We start from the raw sequence: 15,974 nt of genomic DNA, 5'->3' as shown, positions 1-15,974 counted from the left end.
AAATAAACAGAATAGAGGATAAGGTCAAATTATCCTTTTCTATTACTCAATACTTAAATCCTGAATTTCTTATCCCCAAAAATCTATTTTTCCTTGCATTTAACTCACTTTCTTAATTTTCACCTTCCAAAATCTTTTAAACTTTTTCTTTCTTTTCAACCAATTCAATTAAAACCCTTCCTGTATCTTTTGGATCAAGAAAAATTACACTTTTACTTTTAATACCTTCTCTTGGACCTTCAACTATTTTAAATCCCTTTTCCTGTAAATCTTTAACAATACCTTCAACATTTTCAACCTCAAAGGCTATATGATGAATTCCATCTCCCCTTTTTTCAAGAAATTTTTTCACCTTTTCTTCACCTTCCATAGGTGATATAATTTCAAACATTAAGTTCTGTAAGTAAAATATTGCAATTTTCAATTTTCTTTCCTCAAAAAAATGAATTTCAGGCTCAAGGGAAAAAAGCTTCTTAAAGACTCCTACGCCTTTATCAAAATCACTAACCGCAAGTGAAATATGGTTAACCTTCTTAAAATTCAAAATTAAAATCCTTATCAATTCTACCTGTAAACTGCCACCTTCCTCTTCCTTTTGAAAAATCAGGGACATCATAAATTGCCTCAAAATAAATAGTGGCACCACTTTTATCAAAGAAGCTTGTTCCTCCTTTAAATCTATACCCGAGAGAATTATCAGAATAGGAGTCATAGGAATAAAAGTGGTAAGCAAGTCCAAGTCCTATATAAGGTGAAAAATATTTTCTCTTATAAATAAAATTAAATGTCAAAGGAAAAGCAAATTCCTTATAGGAACTTTTCATAATATATTCACCATTACCTTCAATAAAAAAATAGGAAAAAGGATAATAACCAAGAGATATCCCAATTAATGGATAGGCCTCACCATTTTCATAAACTATGGAGGACTTTATTCCAAATTTTAAATTTACCTTTGAAAATAAAAGAGTTTGAAAAAGAATAAAAAATATAAATTTCTTCATAATTAAGAGTATAATATAATTTTATTAGCAGGTTCAAATCCTTTAAATTAAAAAAATTTTATGAAAACAAAAGAGACTTTTTTAGATTTAACAAAAATTAGAGAAGATTTCCCCTGTTTAAAAAGAAAAATAAGGGGAAAAGACCTTATATATTTTGATAATGCTGCAACAACACAAAAACCCAAAAGGGTTATTGATGCAATTTTAGAATTCTATGAAAACTATAATGCAAATGTTCACAGAGGTGTCCATACTTTAAGTTACGAAGCATCCATTAAATACGAAGAAGCCCACAGAGAAGTAGCAGACTTTATTGGCTCAAATTCAATGGAAGAGATTATCTTTACAAGAAACGCAACTGAAGCCCTTAACCTTTGCGCCTATTCAATAGGAATACATCAACTTGAAGAAGGTGATGAAGTTATAACAACCTTAATGGAACACCATTCAAACATAGTCCCTTGGCAGATGCTAAGGAAAGTAAAAAAAATAAAATTAAACTATGTAAATGTTCTTTCAGACGGAACCCTTGACCTTGAACATCTTAAAAAACTCTTAAATAAAAAGACAAAGATAGTAACCTTTACACTTGCCTCAAATTTCCTTGGAACAATTAATCCAGCAGAAGAAATTATTAAAATTGTAAGAGAAAATAGTGATGCAATAGTAGTTTGCGATGGTGCTCAGGCTGTTCCACATACAAAAATAAATGTGAAAGAACTTGATATTGATTTTCTTGCTGTAAGTGGACATAAAATGCTTGGACCAACAGGAATTGGATTTTTATACGGAAAGAAAAAATTACTCTCTAAAATGGAACCTTTTTTATACGGTGGCGATATGATTTTTGAAGTAACAACTGAAGGGGCAACATGGAATGAACTGCCCTGGAAATATGAGGCAGGAACACCCAATATAGCAGGTGGAATAGGACTTTCTGCTGCTATCTCATACCTTAAAGAAATAGGAATGGAAAATATAGAAAAACATGAAAATGAATTAACAGAATATGCTCTCTCAAAAATGAAGGAAATTGAAGGGATTGAAATTTATGGACATAAGGGACAAAAAACCCTCGGAATCATTTCCTTTAACATAAAAGGAATTCACCCGCACGATATAGCAGGAATATGCGATGAGGAAGGAATTGCTATAAGAAGTGGACATCACTGCACACAACCCTTAATGAGACATTTTAAAATTGAAAACTCAGCAAGGGTAAGCTTCTATTTATATAACACAAAAGAGGAGGTTGATAAATTTGTTTCTGTTCTTGAGGAAATTAAGAAATACTTTTTTAAATGAATTGCCCTCTATGTAATATAAATTTAGAGGAAAGAAAATTTAAAAATATTTACGGTCAAATTGAAACTTCGTATCAATGCTTCCAGTGCGGGGGGATTTTTTTCTCTGAGCTTTCAGGTTTAAGAATAAAAGAAAAAGAAGCAGAAAAACTTGAGGAAATTAATTTACCCCTTTTAAAAACAAAATTACCCTTAGATATAAATAAAAACTTTAAGTGCCCTCAATGTAATAAAAAAATGGGAAAATATTTAAATCCAAAATATAAGGATTTACTTATCCTTTTCTGTGAAAACTGTAAAGGAATGTTTTTTAATCACGGTGAACTATTAAAATTTACAAGAAAAAAAGAAGAAGAAATTTCAAAATTAAAAAGAAAAAAAGAAGAGAGCTTAAAGGAAAAAGAACTATTTAAGAAAATTTATGAAACGCAAGGTAAAGAGGCTCTTATCAAAGCAATAATGGTTATTTATCCTGATGAAAAAGAATTAAAAGAAAAAATTAAAAGGGAATATGAAAAAGATTTATCCTATCTTTTTATTCAGGAATTTTTAGGATTTTTAATTCCCTTTTCAAAATTCCCTATAAATTTAACAATAAACATTCTTTTAACCCTTTTGCCCTTTCTAAAAGATACTCTCAAAAAGAATGAAGAAACTTTTTAGGGAATTAAAGAAAAAATTTCCTGAGGAATTTTTTATTGAGGAAGAAGTCCTCTATGCATACTCCTTTGACACATCTTTTTTTTATTCATTACCAAAGGCAGTTTTTATTCCAAAGGAAAAAAATAAACTTATTGATATTGTATCTTTACTCCTTGAAAATAAAATTCCAGTAACACCAAGGGGAAAAGCGACAGGAAGAAGCGGTGGATGTGTTCCTCACCCTGAAAGTGTTGTTGTTAGCACTGAAAGACTTAAAAATAAAATTGAATTCTTCATAGAGGATGAAATACTTTATTTAGAACCTGGTTTTACAATTGATGAGATAAATGAATTTTTAAAAAATTATGGATACTTTTATCCAGTTGACCCTGCTTCAAGTGATATAGCAAGCATAGGAGGAACTGTTGCAACAAATGCAGGAGGACCAAGGGCTTTAAGATATGGAGTAACCATTAACTATGTAAATGGACTTTCTGTTTTAATTTCAGATGGAACAGTTCTAAATACAAGGGGACTTTTAAAAAAGAATAAACTCTTTTATCCAGTTGAAAAAATCTTTGTAGGTTCAGAAGGAACATTAGGGCTTATAACAGAAATATATTTAAAGGTTATAAGAATTCCTGAGTATAAAAAAAGTATTTTAATTGAGTCAGAAAAAAAAGAAATTCTTAAAATTTCAAAAGAACTTATAAAAAAGGAAAATATAACCCTATGCGAAATTATGGAATGGGAAAATAAATTTTTATTATGGACTGAATATATCGGAAAAAAAGAAGATGTAATTCAAGAAATTGAAAAATTAAAAAAAACTATCAAAGGTAATTTAATTTTACCTTTTAATCAAGAAGAGGAAGAAAAAATTTTATCTCTAAGAAAAAAATATTCAAATTTAATGTGGAATTTAAAAGGAAGAAAAAAGTCCATAGATGTCACAGTTCCTGTTTCAAAAATAGATTCTCTTATTCTTTTCTATGAAAAACTTGAAAATAAATATAAAATTAAAATAATTCCATACGGACACTTCGGGGATGGAAACATTCATACAAGTATTATTTTTGAAAAAAGAGAAAATGGTAAGGCAGAAAAAATGAAGAGGGAAATATGCGAATATGTCCTTGATATAGGAGGAACTGTAACAGGGGAGCATGGTTTTGGAATAAAATACATTATGTATACAAAGAGATTTAAAGAATATGAGATAATGAAGAAAATTAAAAAAGCCCTTGACCCTTATGATCTTTTTAACCCATCAAAAATAGAAGGTGAATTTAAAGTTAATAAATATGAACCTGGAGAAAATAAAAAAATGTGTATTCTCTGCTCCCTATGTAATCTATATTCAGATAATTATAAAAAATTTTTAAGAGAAGATAAAGGAACAAGGGGTGAAATATTCTTAAGTAAAATAAAAGGCAACTTAAAAATAAGCAAAGAAAATAAAGAATCCCTTAAATATTGTCCCCTTGGATTTGAAATTTAACTTTTTTCCTTTAAAACCCTTCTTAAAGTTTTACCAACTGCTGTTCTTGGAATTTCCTTAACAAATTCAACCTCAACAGGAACTTCATACTTTGCAAGATTTTTCTTTGAAAATTCAATTACCTCCTCCTTTGTTAAACTGACTCCTTCCTTTGGCACTATAAATACTTTAACACCTTCTCCTGTTTTTTCATAGGGGATACCAACACAGGCAACATCCTTGATTTTTGGATGAGTTAAAAGAACCTCCTCAATATTTCTTGGATAAACATTAAATCCGCTCACAATTATTAAATCCTTCTTTCTATCAAGAATATAAAAGTAACCATCCTCATCCATCTTTGCTATGTCACCTGTATATAACCATCCATCCCTTATAACCTTTTTAGTCTCTTCTTCATTGTTCCAATAACCTTTCATTACCTGTGGACCTTTAAGGATTAATTCTCCTGGCTCACCAATGGGCATTTCTTTTTCACCTTTTTCAAGATCAACAATTTTTGCTAAGGTATTTGGAAAAGGAACACCTATACTTCCCCTTTTATTTTTACCGTAAAGGGGATTACAGTGGGTAACAGGTGAAGCTTCAGATAATCCATAACCCTCAACAAGTTTTGCACCTGTTAACTCTTCAAATTTATCCTTGACCTGAGGTGGTAAAGGTGCTGCTCCTGAAATACATGCTCTTATTGTACTTAATTTATATTTTTTAATATCCTTAAAGTTATTTATTGCCTGATACATCTGTGGAACACCAGGAAAAATTGTTACCTTATATTTTTCTATCTTTTCAAGAATTTCCTTGGTATGAAATTTAGGAACAATTATTAAAGTTGAACCAGAAGCTATTGAAAAATTTAAAGCCACTGACATTCCATAAACATGGAAAAAGGGTAAAACACCCATAACAACTTCTTCACCTTTTCTTAAATCAGGAACCCATTCCATCGTTTGCAAAGTATTTGCAACAAGATTGTAATGAGTGAGCATTGCACCCTTTGGAATCCCTGTTGTCCCACCTGTATATTGAAGGGAAGCTATATCTTCTTCTGGGTCTATTTTTTCAAAATTTTCTATTTCCTTATAATTTTCAATTTCTCTAAAAAAGAAATATTTTCTCTTTAAACCTTTCAACTTTCGATTTATTCCCTTCAAAATTTTAAAAAATTTGAAACCAATTCTTTTAAAAGGTGGAAAATATTCGTCAATCTGAGCAACAATTAAAAAATCAATATTTGAACTTTTAATGGAATTCAGAAATCTTGGCAGTAAAATATCAAGAATTACTAAGATTTTAGAACCTGAATTCTTTAAAAGAAGAGAAACTTCCCTATCAGAAAGTAAAGGGTTTAACTGAACAACAATCCCACCTACCATCATAGTTCCATAATAGGAAATAACAAAATGGGGAGTATTGGGCAAAAGAAAAGCTACCCTATCTTTCTTTTTTATTCCATTTTCTTTCAAAAAAGAAGCAAATTTTCTACATTTAAAAAGAAGTTCTTTGAATTTTGTTCTTTTGTCAAAAAATATATAAGCATCCTTTTCTGGAAAATTTTTTACAGTTTCAAGAAGAAAGTAAAAAAGAGGAACCTTTGGTATTTCTATATCACTTTTTACACCCTTATCATAAAACTTTAACCATATTCTCTCCATAACCGTATTATATAAAATAAAAAATTAAAAAAGCAACTTTGTTTCAAGATAAAAATTATAAAAAGACTTTGAGAAAGAACCCCTCCTTAAATCTGATTTCAAAATAACTATAGTATTACTTGTAATATTCCTTTCTACTTTAAAACTAAAATTATATCTCCAATTATCCCTTTCAAAACTGGAAGCAAAACTTCTTTTATAGGATTTTTTTATTATAAAATTAAAATCAAAAAAAATCTTTGTTTTAAATATAAAAATTGATGATAAATTAAAATTAAATTCCAAAAAAGGAATTCTTTCTCTATTAGATTCTGGTCTAAAATATTCAAGAATAACTAAACCCGGCGAAAGCTTTATTTTAGAATTAATATTACTTTCAGAGATAACAATAGAAAAAGGTAAAGCATAAGTTTTTTTTCTGTTAAAAATGAATAGTTCTTCAAAAATATCCCTTTTAAAATTTATTGAGATTTCTAAAATTTTTTTAAAATAAGTTTTTTTAATTCCAGTTAAAATTTCATAACTTTCATTTCTATTAAAACCTTCAAAAATTCTATTAAAATCCCTTATGTAAATAAAATTCAAAAAGGGACTCAAAAAAATATTAAAATTTAAATTCTTTATAAGTGAAAAATAGGTTCTTGGCTCAAAACTTTTATCCCTTCTATATGAAACACTTGTTATATAAAAAAACTTCTCTCCATTAAAATTAAAGGAAAAATCATTTTCAGATTTCAAAATTCCTTCATTCAATGGAATATCTCTTATTTTTCTTATATAGGAACCATCTGGATCAGGATAAAAAGTATTGCTGAGAGAATCATAACTATATGAACCTCTTCCCTCTGGAACTTTTACATATTCAAAAACCCTCCTTAAACCATTCATTCTTATTAAATTTGATACAAAATTTAAAGATAAATTGTTCCTGGGATAAAAATTTGCTTCTAAATAATAATTAAAATCCCTTTTTGAAATTATTGAATCTTTCAAATTTATTAAACTTGAACTTAACTTTAAATTTAGTTTATCAAAACTGTAAAGAATTCTGAAATTATTTTTTAACTCCCTTAAACTTTTTCTTCTAAAGGATATAATTTCATATAAAAAACTTTTATTTTTAAAATCTATTTTAAATCCAAAACTTTCGTTAATTTTTTTAATTTTGAGTGTATCTATTTCATAAAAATAGTTATAAAAAGGTGATAGTATCCATTTTTTTTCAAAATATAAATTAAATCTTTTCCAACTGTTTTTTCTATAACTAAAAAACTCTATATCAGTTTTATTTTTAAAAAAATAATTCAATTCGTATCCATAAGAATTTTTATCTATAAAAAAATTTTCACTTTTTAAATTTGAGTAAGTGTAATAGAGATTAAAAATTTCATTTAACTTTAAATAGGGTTTTATCCTTGTATCATAAAAATTCCCCTTTATATTTTTACCCCAGTAATAGAAATAATTTTCCTCAAAAATTCTAAAGGGTGATTTAAAATTTTTTTTACCTAAAAAATTAAAATCTATGCCAAATTTACCTTTTTCAACATTAAATCTAAAATCTCCATAAAAACCTGATATATTCTTGCGAATAAAGAGATTAGGATTAAAAAGAGAAAAACCAAAAGTATTATCAATTTTTAAAAAATTATTTTCTGATTTTAAACTAAAAATTAAATTCTGATTCCTTTTTGGAGTAATACCCCATTTTCCGGGTTTATAAGACCCCTTACCTTCACCTACATAAACAAAATAATTTTTTCCATCAACAAATTCATAATCACCTTCAAATGGACCAACAAAAACAAAATTTGGTAAAACATTACCCTTATTTTTTCCAACATAAATTAGAGTATCACTTTTCAAAATATAATCTCCCTTCCCTGAATCAACAAGGTTTATACCATTTAAAAGAACCCAAGAAGAATCCTCTACATTTTTTAAATTCTCTTTATCTTCTTCTTTCAAAAGAAATTTAGGCATTGAAGCTATATCACTTTCATTTATGTACATAAAATTTAAATTCATTAAGGCAAAGGTTCTTTGATACTCTGATGAAAAAATATAATTACTATAAGCATCTTCTACAATCTCAAAATCTAATCTTAACTTTGAATTAAGAGAATAACTTACATTTTGAGTTAAAGTGAGAGTTCCATTTGAATAATCAATGATATAATCAAATTCCCTTCCCCTTTTTAATAATCTTCCATCAAGATAAACTCTTTCAGAATTTGGAACAATTTTTTCCTTTAAAGGATCAATAAGTAAAAAGTTATTTAAATTACTTTTATCAAGTTCTATATATAAAGTTTTAAATTTTCCCTTTGGATAACCAAGGATTAAGGTAAAATTATTTTTATTACCATAGGCATTAAATTCAAGACCGAGAATTTCCTTGCTGAATTTTGGATAAAAATTTGATTTCATAGTAAATTCACCTATTTTAGCCTTCAAATTTTCTCCTTCAAAATTAAAACTTGCTTCCTCAAGTTCTGTTAAATTCCTTGTGAAATTTTCCTCTTCAGGAAATGATTCATCACTTATTTTCCCCCTCACTCTATAACCCTTTGAAAGTTCTCCATCAATTTCAAAATTTAACCTCTGATCTATCTTAAAACCGTAACCTGAATAGGAAGCAGAAAGGGTTTTCTCACCCTTTATTTCCACATTCATCTCCTCTTCCATACTTTTCTTTTTTTCTTCACTGTATTCTTCTTCCAATAAAAAACTTTTTATTTTTAAAACTGTTGTATCCTTTTTATAAAAAAAGGAAAGATATTCAACAAAAAAGGTATCTTTTTCCGTAAGAGGCAAAAGAGGAAATAAAGTGTCACTTTTTAATTTAAAAGGGATTTTAAAAGTATCCTTAAAAACTTTGAGGGAATTTAAAAGAGGAGATTCAAGTATAATAATTGGTCTTTCAAAGGTTATTATTTCCCTCTTATATTCAAAATTTTGAGAATTCAGTGTTATGAAAATAAACAAATTAATCAATTTTTTAAAAACCATTTGTTATCTTTATTAACTATCTCACCTTTATCTATTATAAACAAAAAATCATAACTTCCTTTATATTCTTTTTTTTCTCCCATGAGCAGAGAAAAAAGAGTATCTCCACTATATACATAAAAGGAATTTTTATATTTGAAATAATTTTTATAATTTTTTTTGAATATCTTGGTTAGTTTCCCATTTTTATAAACTGAAATTCTGTCTTTAAAAACAAAAATAAAAAAACTATCATCTATACAGAAAAAATCAAACAAATTTTTATCAATATCATAATAATAAACTGTAGTATCAAAGGGAGAAAACTTTATTTTTAAAATTTTTGATGTTCCCCCCTTTGAAATAAAAAAATAAAAATTACCCCTATCTGTAACATCAAAGTATAAAGCATATAAAAGGGAATTAATTTTAAATTCTGATTTGAGAGTTCCATTATAGGGATTGATGGATTTAACCTTTCCATCCCTTGTTAAAAAATAAATGAATAAACCGTCAGTTTTAACATCTACGAAATTAAAAGGTTTCTCAAAGTTTAAAGTATCAGGGGGAAAAACTTTTATATAATAGTTCTTTAAATTAAAAAAAATAAAAAGAGTGGAAGGAAAAAGCAAAAATTTTATCATACAAGTATAACCTTTTCTCTTTTTATTCTAACAAGTCCTTTTTCTCCTTTGATAGGTTTAACATATTTTCTCAAAGTATAAAGAACATAAACTTTTTCATCACCTTTTAGTTTGCTATGTTTTTTTGCTAATTCAGCAGCAAATTTTACATCTTCTTCCTTTAATTCTTTATTTTTTTCATATTTCAAGATAACATGTGCTCCTCTTATATCTTTAACATGGAAAAAATAATCGTTAGGTTTAGCAATTTTAAAGGTAACTTCATTGGCATATTCCTTACTTTTTGAAACTAAAACTTTAAAACCAGAAGGTGAAATATAAACTTTGTAACTTTGTATTTTTTCTTTTTCAATTTCAACTTTTTCTTTAATTAAATTAGCTCTTTTAAGTTTTTTATATCTTTCAAAATACCTTTCTGCTGCTTTTTGGGGTGTCTCAGAAAACTTTATTTCAACCTCAACTTCTCCATTTTCAGGGTGAGTTAGTTTAAATACCCCCCTTTTATCTAAAATCTGATTTAAATTAAGTAAAATTGTTTCCCCTTTAATTTTATATATTTCAGGGTCAAATTTTTCTTTTTTTAAAATTTTTTCTTTTTTTTCTTTTACCTTTGTTTTTTCAATTTCTGTTTTTTCAAGGTCCCTGTATATATAAAAAAGAGCTTCTCTTAATTTTTTAAATTCAAAAAAATTACCCTTCTTGATCAAATGCAATTTTTTCTCCTTATCAACATAAAAGGGGCCTTTAAAATATTTATAAAGAATTTCTTTAAAATCTGAAATTTCTTTTTCTCTTTCTATAACCTCATATAAAAAGGGTAAGAATTTTTGAGTGTACTCTTTTATCTTTTCTAAATTATTTTCTTTAAAAATATTAATTTTATCAGGAAATTCTATTTTAAATTCTTTTAATCCTGAAAAGGAATATATAACCTTTTCATCTTTCAATATCAAAAGTTCTTTTTTTCTTCTCGTAAAATCAATTATTAATTTTCTTTTTTCAATTTCTCCAAGAGGGTTTTTCTTAACAAAATTTGCTATAAAAATTCTTTCCCCTTCTATTATTTTTGAATTTTTATAAACAAAATCCTTTAAATATGGAAGCTCTTTAAATTCTAAAAAGTTTTTATTTTCTGTAAGGGGAGAAATACAAGGCAAAAAGTAATAATTCTGTGACTCAAGTGATATTTTTAAAACATTTTTATCATCAAAAATGACAAAAAATTTTTTATCGCTAAATAAGAATTTTTTAACCCTCTTCCCCTTAAATATTTCATCTATTTCTTTTTTTAAAACTGGGAAAAAAAATTCAGAAAAATGCATTAAAAGAAGTGCTTTACTTCATATTCAAAACTTTCCTTTGAATCAGAGGCATGAACAGAATTTTCTGTTATACTTATCCCGAAAAGATGCCTTATTGTGCCTTTTTTTGCTTTTTTTGGATCAGTTGCCCCAACAAGTTCTCTTAAAGTTTCAATTGCTTTTTCCTTTTCAAGTAAAATAGCAACAACATAGTCGGAGGTGATATAATTAACAAGATTTTCAAAAAAATCCTTTCCCTTATGAACCTTATAAAAACTTTCTGCTTTTTTCCTTGTTAATTTTTCCATTTTTATATTCAATACCTTAAATCCATTTTCCTCACACATTGAAATTATTTTACCAATCAAATTTCTTCTAACAGCATCTGGTTTTATTATTAAAAGAGTTTTTTCCATATTATTATTATAAAATAAAAAGGGGAGGCTTTGAACCTCCCCTTAGAAATTAAAAGATTTAAACTTTTTTACTTTATCTTTACAATCCTCTGAACAGGAATCCTATCTCCTGTTTCCATTTTGATAAAGTATATTCCAGATTTCAGGTCTTTTTTATTAAAGTTTATTGTATACTCACCCTTTGATTTTGTTCCCTTGAAAATTGTTGCCACCCTTTGACCAAGGATATTATAAAGACCTATATCAACATCCTTATCTTCTGTAAGGAGAAAATTAATAACAAAGCTTCCATTTGAAAGATTACTCTTAACAAAAAGATAAGGCTTATTCACTTTCTCTCCCTTTTCAGATACAGAAATTGCAGCAGGTCTTTCAAGGTAATAGTAATAATTGTTGGGTGGATCCCAGTCTCCATATGCATCACCTGCAACAACGTAAATTCTATCTCCTGTTCCACCTCTTGCTTTTCTTCCTACTGCAAAATGATTTCTTACAACAGGGACAACATAATTAGGTATAGGTCCCCATGTTCCTGATTGAATTTTGTATTCCCATACAGAATCTGTAACTGTTGCTGCATTTACAAAACCTCCTATCATTATAATTGAACCCGGTAAACTAACAGCAGCATTATTCATATTAGGATAGGGAAGAGGACCAAGATCCTGCCATGTAATCAGATCCGGATTATTCTGATCAATTATTCCCCTATACAGATTTGTCCAGGCTCCTGTTCCTGTATAACCTCCAACTATGTATATAGTATCCTTAATATGAGTTACACCACCCATAAAGAAGTTTAAAGGAAGACTTGTAGCGGAAGTCCATGCATTATTTGATATATCATACCTTAAAACAGTGTTTGTTGCATTAAAACTTGCATCAAGTCCCCCAAGAATATAAACACTACCGTTCCATGCAACAGCTCCATAAGCTAATCTTGGGGATGGTAAAGCAGGAAGATTTACCCATGCATTATTCTGTATATCATAAGCTTCAAAAACAGAAAGGGCAGTTTGAGAGTTAGAATACCCACCTGCCACATATATAAAGCCATTATAATAAACACCCTGTATCCAACCCCTCGGTGTTGGCATGGGTGCAAGGTTAGTTTCCCATGTATTATTTAAAGGATCAAACCTGTAATTATATGAAACATTTGAACCTGCTTGTCCATTTGGTGTCCCACCTATCATATAAATCCTATCGTTATCATAATCGTAAACTGTTGCGTGAGTTAACCTGTCATAATTTACACTCGGAGAAGGATAAATTGTCCAGGAACCCCATGGAGAAGCATATATTTGACCGATAACAGTATCATTTGTAGCATCCTCATCAAAATTACTTGTTGTATAAGCCTTTATAGTATATATTCCCTCCAAGGAAAGTATAACACTTCCTGCCCAAATTGTATCCTTTGCAAGAGGCTGAAATCCCGTAATAATACTATCTTTTGTTAAAATAACATTATTTAATGGATCTCTAACTTCTACATGAACAGCAAAGTTCTCAGGGAAAAGAGTTCCAAAATTGTTAAATGTAGCCGATATCTGAACTGTATCACCAATTTGCATTAAACCTGTTGGATAAACTGAGCTTACTCCCACATCCCTTTTGGGCAAAATATAACCAAAAAACCTTAAAACTCTCCTTGCAAATTCATGTCTATCATAAGGATCTGCTATATTCTCAAAAGCAAAGGTATTGAAGAAAAGTTTGTATGTTCCTGAGTATGAAAGTGAATTTATATAATTATCCTGATTTACAACCTCAGGATAGGCTGATGGATCAGGATTAATAGCATCTGCAAAATCAGTCATAGCATTCCCATTTGTAGCAAAACTGAATCCCTGCATAACAGGACCCAAACCTGTTGCATATTGACAGCCTATATCATTTGTAAAACCTGTTATGTGCATCCAGGAGACACTTGTCCCGAGATTATAGAGCACATCTTGTGAAGATAACCATAATCTACCTCCAGCATTTAAGTATTTTTTGATTTCAACTGTATCCTGTGCTGTAAGTGTATAGGTCCAATCATCACCTGTATTCCATATAACAATATCATAATTTGACATATAGAGAGAATCAGGACCATTATTTGCACCTGCAGGAACCACAAAAGTATCATGGTCAACATTTAAAAAAGAAAGAGAATTAACAAAATAACTTTCATATGTTAATCCTTGGTCATCATCAACAAAAAGGACATTAATTTGCAAAATTCCTTCAAGAAGGAAATTATCAAGATAAAATCCCCAGGCCCACTCACCAGAAGGGTCTCTATATATAAATCTAAGCTGAACAGAATCTGCTGGTAAAAAGGATGTTAGATCAAGGGTATCCCATTTTGGACCTGTATCTTGGTAATACTGAACAAGCATGTTCCATGGAGACCATGTTCCTCCTGAAAAGAACCTCGCATGGATTTCTCCATATTCATAAGGTTGTCCTAAGTATTCCTCAAAATCATAGGCATATATAAACCTCAAGTTAGCAATTTTCCGTATATAATAAGAGCTTGTTGTGAGAATTTCATCACCAGGTGGTGCAGAAGAACCCGCATCATCATCTGAATAGTATAAATAATTTGTTCCATAATTCGGCGGATAGAAGGGATCATTTGAAACACCAACAGTCCAACTATATCCATCATTATTTCCATCAGTAACAGTCCATCCAGTGGGCATTGTTCCAGATTCAAAATCTTCTGAAAATATTGTAGTCCATGTCTGGAGAATTTGGTAATTTGAAGAACCTTTTACCCTTTTATTATAAATTGGTTTTGCCCTAAGGGGTATATCAAGACCCTTTTTATCAGAGGGACGGAAAAGGGATAGGGGAGAAGCTACCAGATAGGCAAAACCTATCACCAGTACTAATAACTTCTTCATAAAACCTCCTTAATTTTTAAGGGATTTGAACCCTATAATTTTAAAATAAAGTTAATTATAACATCCATTTAAAATTTTTTCAAGTGATTTAAATCACATTTTTTACTCAATATATCTGCTCTTTTCATTAAGAAATGATACCCATCTTTTATGAATTTTAAAGTAAAATGAAGGGCTTCTCTTGGGGTAATCAGGTTTCCTGGAGATATCCATAAATATTTTTTTCCCTTTGATAGCTTTAAACAAAAGCCCGATATTTTTCCATCCATATATACTGGTTCTGCTTTCATTAATTTCTCTGGCATTTTTTTAATTTCTCCTTCCAGTTTGTTTTTAGCAATACCTATTGTAATAATATTATAAAGCACTCCAAAATGAGAAGCAAGTCCAAGTTTAAAAGGATGTAGTATGCCCTGACCATCAATAAATAAAACATCAGGCTTAATAGGTGATTTTTTATAAAGCTCCTCTAAAACAGGAATCTCTCTAAAAGATAAGAAAGTTGGAACATAGGGGAAGCTGATTTTTTTTTCAACTACTTTCTCATAAATTATCTTTTCCTCCTTTAAATCATATAAAACTATTGCTCCTCTTGCGAATTTCTCTTTATAAGAAACATCACAGGCTCCCACATACCTTATTTTCTTTAAATTAATCTTTTTAAATTTTAATTTCTTTGCAAGATTTCTTTGTATCTCTCTTAATTTCTCAAAATCAATTTTTTTATTAATTAAATTTACCCCTTTGTATAATCATAAAAACCCTTTAAAGTTTTTCTTCCAAGTAAATTTGCTTCTACCATTTTTCTTAAAAGGGGACAGGGTCTATACTTAGGGTCTCCTAAATCCCTGTATAAAACCTCCAATATATTTAGACAAACATCAAGCCCTATAAAATCTGCAAGTTCAAGGGGTCCCATTGGATGATTCATACCAAGTTTCATAACTTTATCTATTTCCTCCTTTGAAGCAACACCTTCCATTAAAGCATAAATTGCCTCATTTATCATAGGCATTAAAATCCTATTTGAAACAAATCCAGGATAATCATTCACAATAACAGGTTCTTTTCCAATTTTTTTCGCAAGTTCAAAAACAAAATTTATTGTATCATTACTTGTTCTTATTCCCTTAACTATTTCAACAAGTTTCATAACTGGGACAGGATTAAAAAAATGCATACCTAAAAATCTCTCCTGTCTTTCAGTTTGAGAGGCAAGAAGAGTTATTGATATTGATGAAGTGTTAGAAGTAAAAATTGCATCTTTTTTAACAATTTTATCTAATTTCCTGAAAAGTTCTTTTTTAACTTCTACATCCTCAAAAACTGCTTCAACTATAAGGTCACAATCAGAAAGATCATCAAGGGAAACTGTTTTTTTTATCCTTGAAAGAGCTTCCTTCTTTTTTCTCTCATCAATTATACCCTTTTTAATTTGCCTATCCATATTGGATGAAATTGTATTTACTGCCCTATCAACAATCTCCATTGAAATATCCTGTAAAATAACATCAAACCCTTCTAAAGCAAAAACATGGGCTATACCATTTCCCATTGTTCCTGCACCACAGATTCCAACTTTCATAAATTTTTTGTTAATTTTTATAAAGGAATTG

Annotated in this window: 13 protein-coding genes; 3 read left to right on the top strand and 10 right to left on the bottom strand. The window is 28.9% G+C overall.

Annotation, left to right across the window (positions count from 1 at the left end):
- Positions 1 to 136: 136 nt before the first annotated feature.
- Together ABIN17_03220 and ABIN17_03215 are read right to left on the bottom strand one after the other, a co-directional pair.
- Positions 137 to 544 (bottom strand): VOC family protein, encoded by a 408-nt coding sequence (locus tag ABIN17_03220; protein ID MEO0284068.1) that lies wholly within the window; start codon positions 542 to 544, stop codon positions 137 to 139.
- Positions 534 to 1,004, bottom strand: a complete 471-nt coding sequence (locus ABIN17_03215) for a hypothetical protein (GenBank protein MEO0284067.1) — start codon at positions 1,002 to 1,004, stop codon at positions 534 to 536. Before ABIN17_03215 ends, ABIN17_03220 begins: the two co-directional genes overlap by 11 nt.
- Before the next feature lie 60 nt (positions 1,005 to 1,064).
- Between ABIN17_03215 and ABIN17_03210 the strand changes: the two genes are divergently transcribed.
- From ABIN17_03210 to ABIN17_03200, 3 genes are read left to right on the top strand one after another with little or no spacing between them, the layout of a single operon-like run.
- Positions 1,065 to 2,309 carry a cysteine desulfurase gene (locus ABIN17_03210; GenBank protein MEO0284066.1) on the top strand — a complete coding sequence of 415 codons (1,245 nt, stop codon included), beginning with the start codon at positions 1,065 to 1,067 and terminating at the stop codon, positions 2,307 to 2,309.
- Entirely contained in the window at positions 2,306 to 2,971 is a 666-nt protein-coding gene (locus ABIN17_03205) for a zf-TFIIB domain-containing protein (GenBank protein MEO0284065.1), read from the top strand. Before ABIN17_03210 ends, ABIN17_03205 begins: the two co-directional genes overlap by 4 nt.
- Entirely contained in the window at positions 2,955 to 4,451 is a 1,497-nt protein-coding gene (locus ABIN17_03200; protein MEO0284064.1) for an FAD-binding oxidoreductase, read from the top strand. Before ABIN17_03205 ends, ABIN17_03200 begins: the two co-directional genes overlap by 17 nt.
- Here the strand turns inward: ABIN17_03200 and ABIN17_03195 are convergent.
- The 8 genes from ABIN17_03195 to ABIN17_03160 all read right to left on the bottom strand — a co-directional run bounded on the left by ABIN17_03195 (position 4,448) and on the right by ABIN17_03160 (position 15,943).
- Positions 4,448 to 6,106 (bottom strand): long-chain fatty acid--CoA ligase, encoded by a 1,659-nt coding sequence (locus ABIN17_03195; GenBank protein ID MEO0284063.1) that lies wholly within the window; start codon positions 6,104 to 6,106, stop codon positions 4,448 to 4,450. The two genes, ABIN17_03200 and ABIN17_03195, sit on opposite strands and share 4 nt — an antisense overlap.
- Before the next feature lie 24 nt (positions 6,107 to 6,130).
- The gene (locus ABIN17_03190) at positions 6,131 to 9,118 is read right to left on the bottom strand and encodes a hypothetical protein (GenBank protein ID MEO0284062.1); all 2,988 of its coding nucleotides are present in this window, start codon (positions 9,116 to 9,118) and stop codon (positions 6,131 to 6,133) included.
- The gene (locus ABIN17_03185; GenBank protein ID MEO0284061.1) at positions 9,100 to 9,741 is read right to left on the bottom strand and encodes a hypothetical protein; all 642 of its coding nucleotides are present in this window, start codon (positions 9,739 to 9,741) and stop codon (positions 9,100 to 9,102) included. Before ABIN17_03185 ends, ABIN17_03190 begins: the two co-directional genes overlap by 19 nt.
- Positions 9,738 to 11,063 carry an NFACT RNA binding domain-containing protein gene (locus ABIN17_03180; GenBank protein ID MEO0284060.1) on the bottom strand — a complete coding sequence of 442 codons (1,326 nt, stop codon included), beginning with the start codon at positions 11,061 to 11,063 and terminating at the stop codon, positions 9,738 to 9,740. The genes ABIN17_03185 and ABIN17_03180 overlap by 4 nt, the downstream gene beginning before the upstream one ends.
- Positions 11,063 to 11,458, bottom strand: a complete 396-nt coding sequence (gene ndk / locus ABIN17_03175; protein MEO0284059.1) for a nucleoside-diphosphate kinase — start codon at positions 11,456 to 11,458, stop codon at positions 11,063 to 11,065. The genes ABIN17_03180 and ndk overlap by 1 nt, the downstream gene beginning before the upstream one ends.
- 68 nt (positions 11,459 to 11,526) lie before the next feature.
- Positions 11,527 to 14,358, bottom strand: coding sequence for a kelch repeat-containing protein (locus tag ABIN17_03170; protein MEO0284058.1), 2,832 nt, complete (start codon positions 14,356 to 14,358; stop codon positions 11,527 to 11,529).
- A gap of 68 nt (positions 14,359 to 14,426) precedes the next feature.
- Complete coding sequence (locus ABIN17_03165; protein MEO0284057.1) at positions 14,427 to 15,053, bottom strand: endonuclease V; 627 nt, start codon at positions 15,051 to 15,053, stop codon at positions 14,427 to 14,429.
- A 41-nt stretch (positions 15,054 to 15,094) separates the two neighbouring features.
- Entirely contained in the window at positions 15,095 to 15,943 is an 849-nt protein-coding gene (locus ABIN17_03160) for a 3-hydroxybutyryl-CoA dehydrogenase (protein ID MEO0284056.1), read from the bottom strand.
- Between the last annotated feature and the right edge of the window lie 31 nt (positions 15,944 to 15,974).

This window comes from candidate division WOR-3 bacterium (assembly GCA_039803925.1).
Lineage (GTDB): Bacteria > Hydrothermota > Hydrothermia > Hydrothermales > JAJRUZ01 > JBCNVI01.
This window is presented reverse-complemented; position numbering and strand designations above follow the sequence as displayed.

Coding starts and splice junctions, on each gene's coding strand:
- ABIN17_03215 (MEO0284067.1), bottom strand. CDS start 1,004: ATGAAGAAATTTATATTTTTTATTCTTTTTCAAACTCTTTTATTTTCA.
- ABIN17_03210 (MEO0284066.1), top strand. CDS start 1,065: ATGAAAACAAAAGAGACTTTTTTAGATTTAACAAAAATTAGAGAAGAT.
- ABIN17_03205 (MEO0284065.1), top strand. CDS start 2,306: ATGAATTGCCCTCTATGTAATATAAATTTAGAGGAAAGAAAATTTAAA.
- ABIN17_03200 (MEO0284064.1), top strand. CDS start 2,955: ATGAAGAAACTTTTTAGGGAATTAAAGAAAAAATTTCCTGAGGAATTT.
- ABIN17_03195 (MEO0284063.1), bottom strand. CDS start 6,106: ATGGAGAGAATATGGTTAAAGTTTTATGATAAGGGTGTAAAAAGTGAT.
- ABIN17_03190 (MEO0284062.1), bottom strand. CDS start 9,118: ATGGTTTTTAAAAAATTGATTAATTTGTTTATTTTCATAACACTGAAT.
- ABIN17_03185 (MEO0284061.1), bottom strand. CDS start 9,741: ATGATAAAATTTTTGCTTTTTCCTTCCACTCTTTTTATTTTTTTTAAT.
- ABIN17_03180 (MEO0284060.1), bottom strand. CDS start 11,063: ATGCATTTTTCTGAATTTTTTTTCCCAGTTTTAAAAAAAGAAATAGAT.
- ndk (MEO0284059.1), bottom strand. CDS start 11,458: ATGGAAAAAACTCTTTTAATAATAAAACCAGATGCTGTTAGAAGAAAT.
- ABIN17_03170 (MEO0284058.1), bottom strand. CDS start 14,358: ATGAAGAAGTTATTAGTACTGGTGATAGGTTTTGCCTATCTGGTAGCT.
- ABIN17_03160 (MEO0284056.1), bottom strand. CDS start 15,943: ATGAAAGTTGGAATCTGTGGTGCAGGAACAATGGGAAATGGTATAGCC.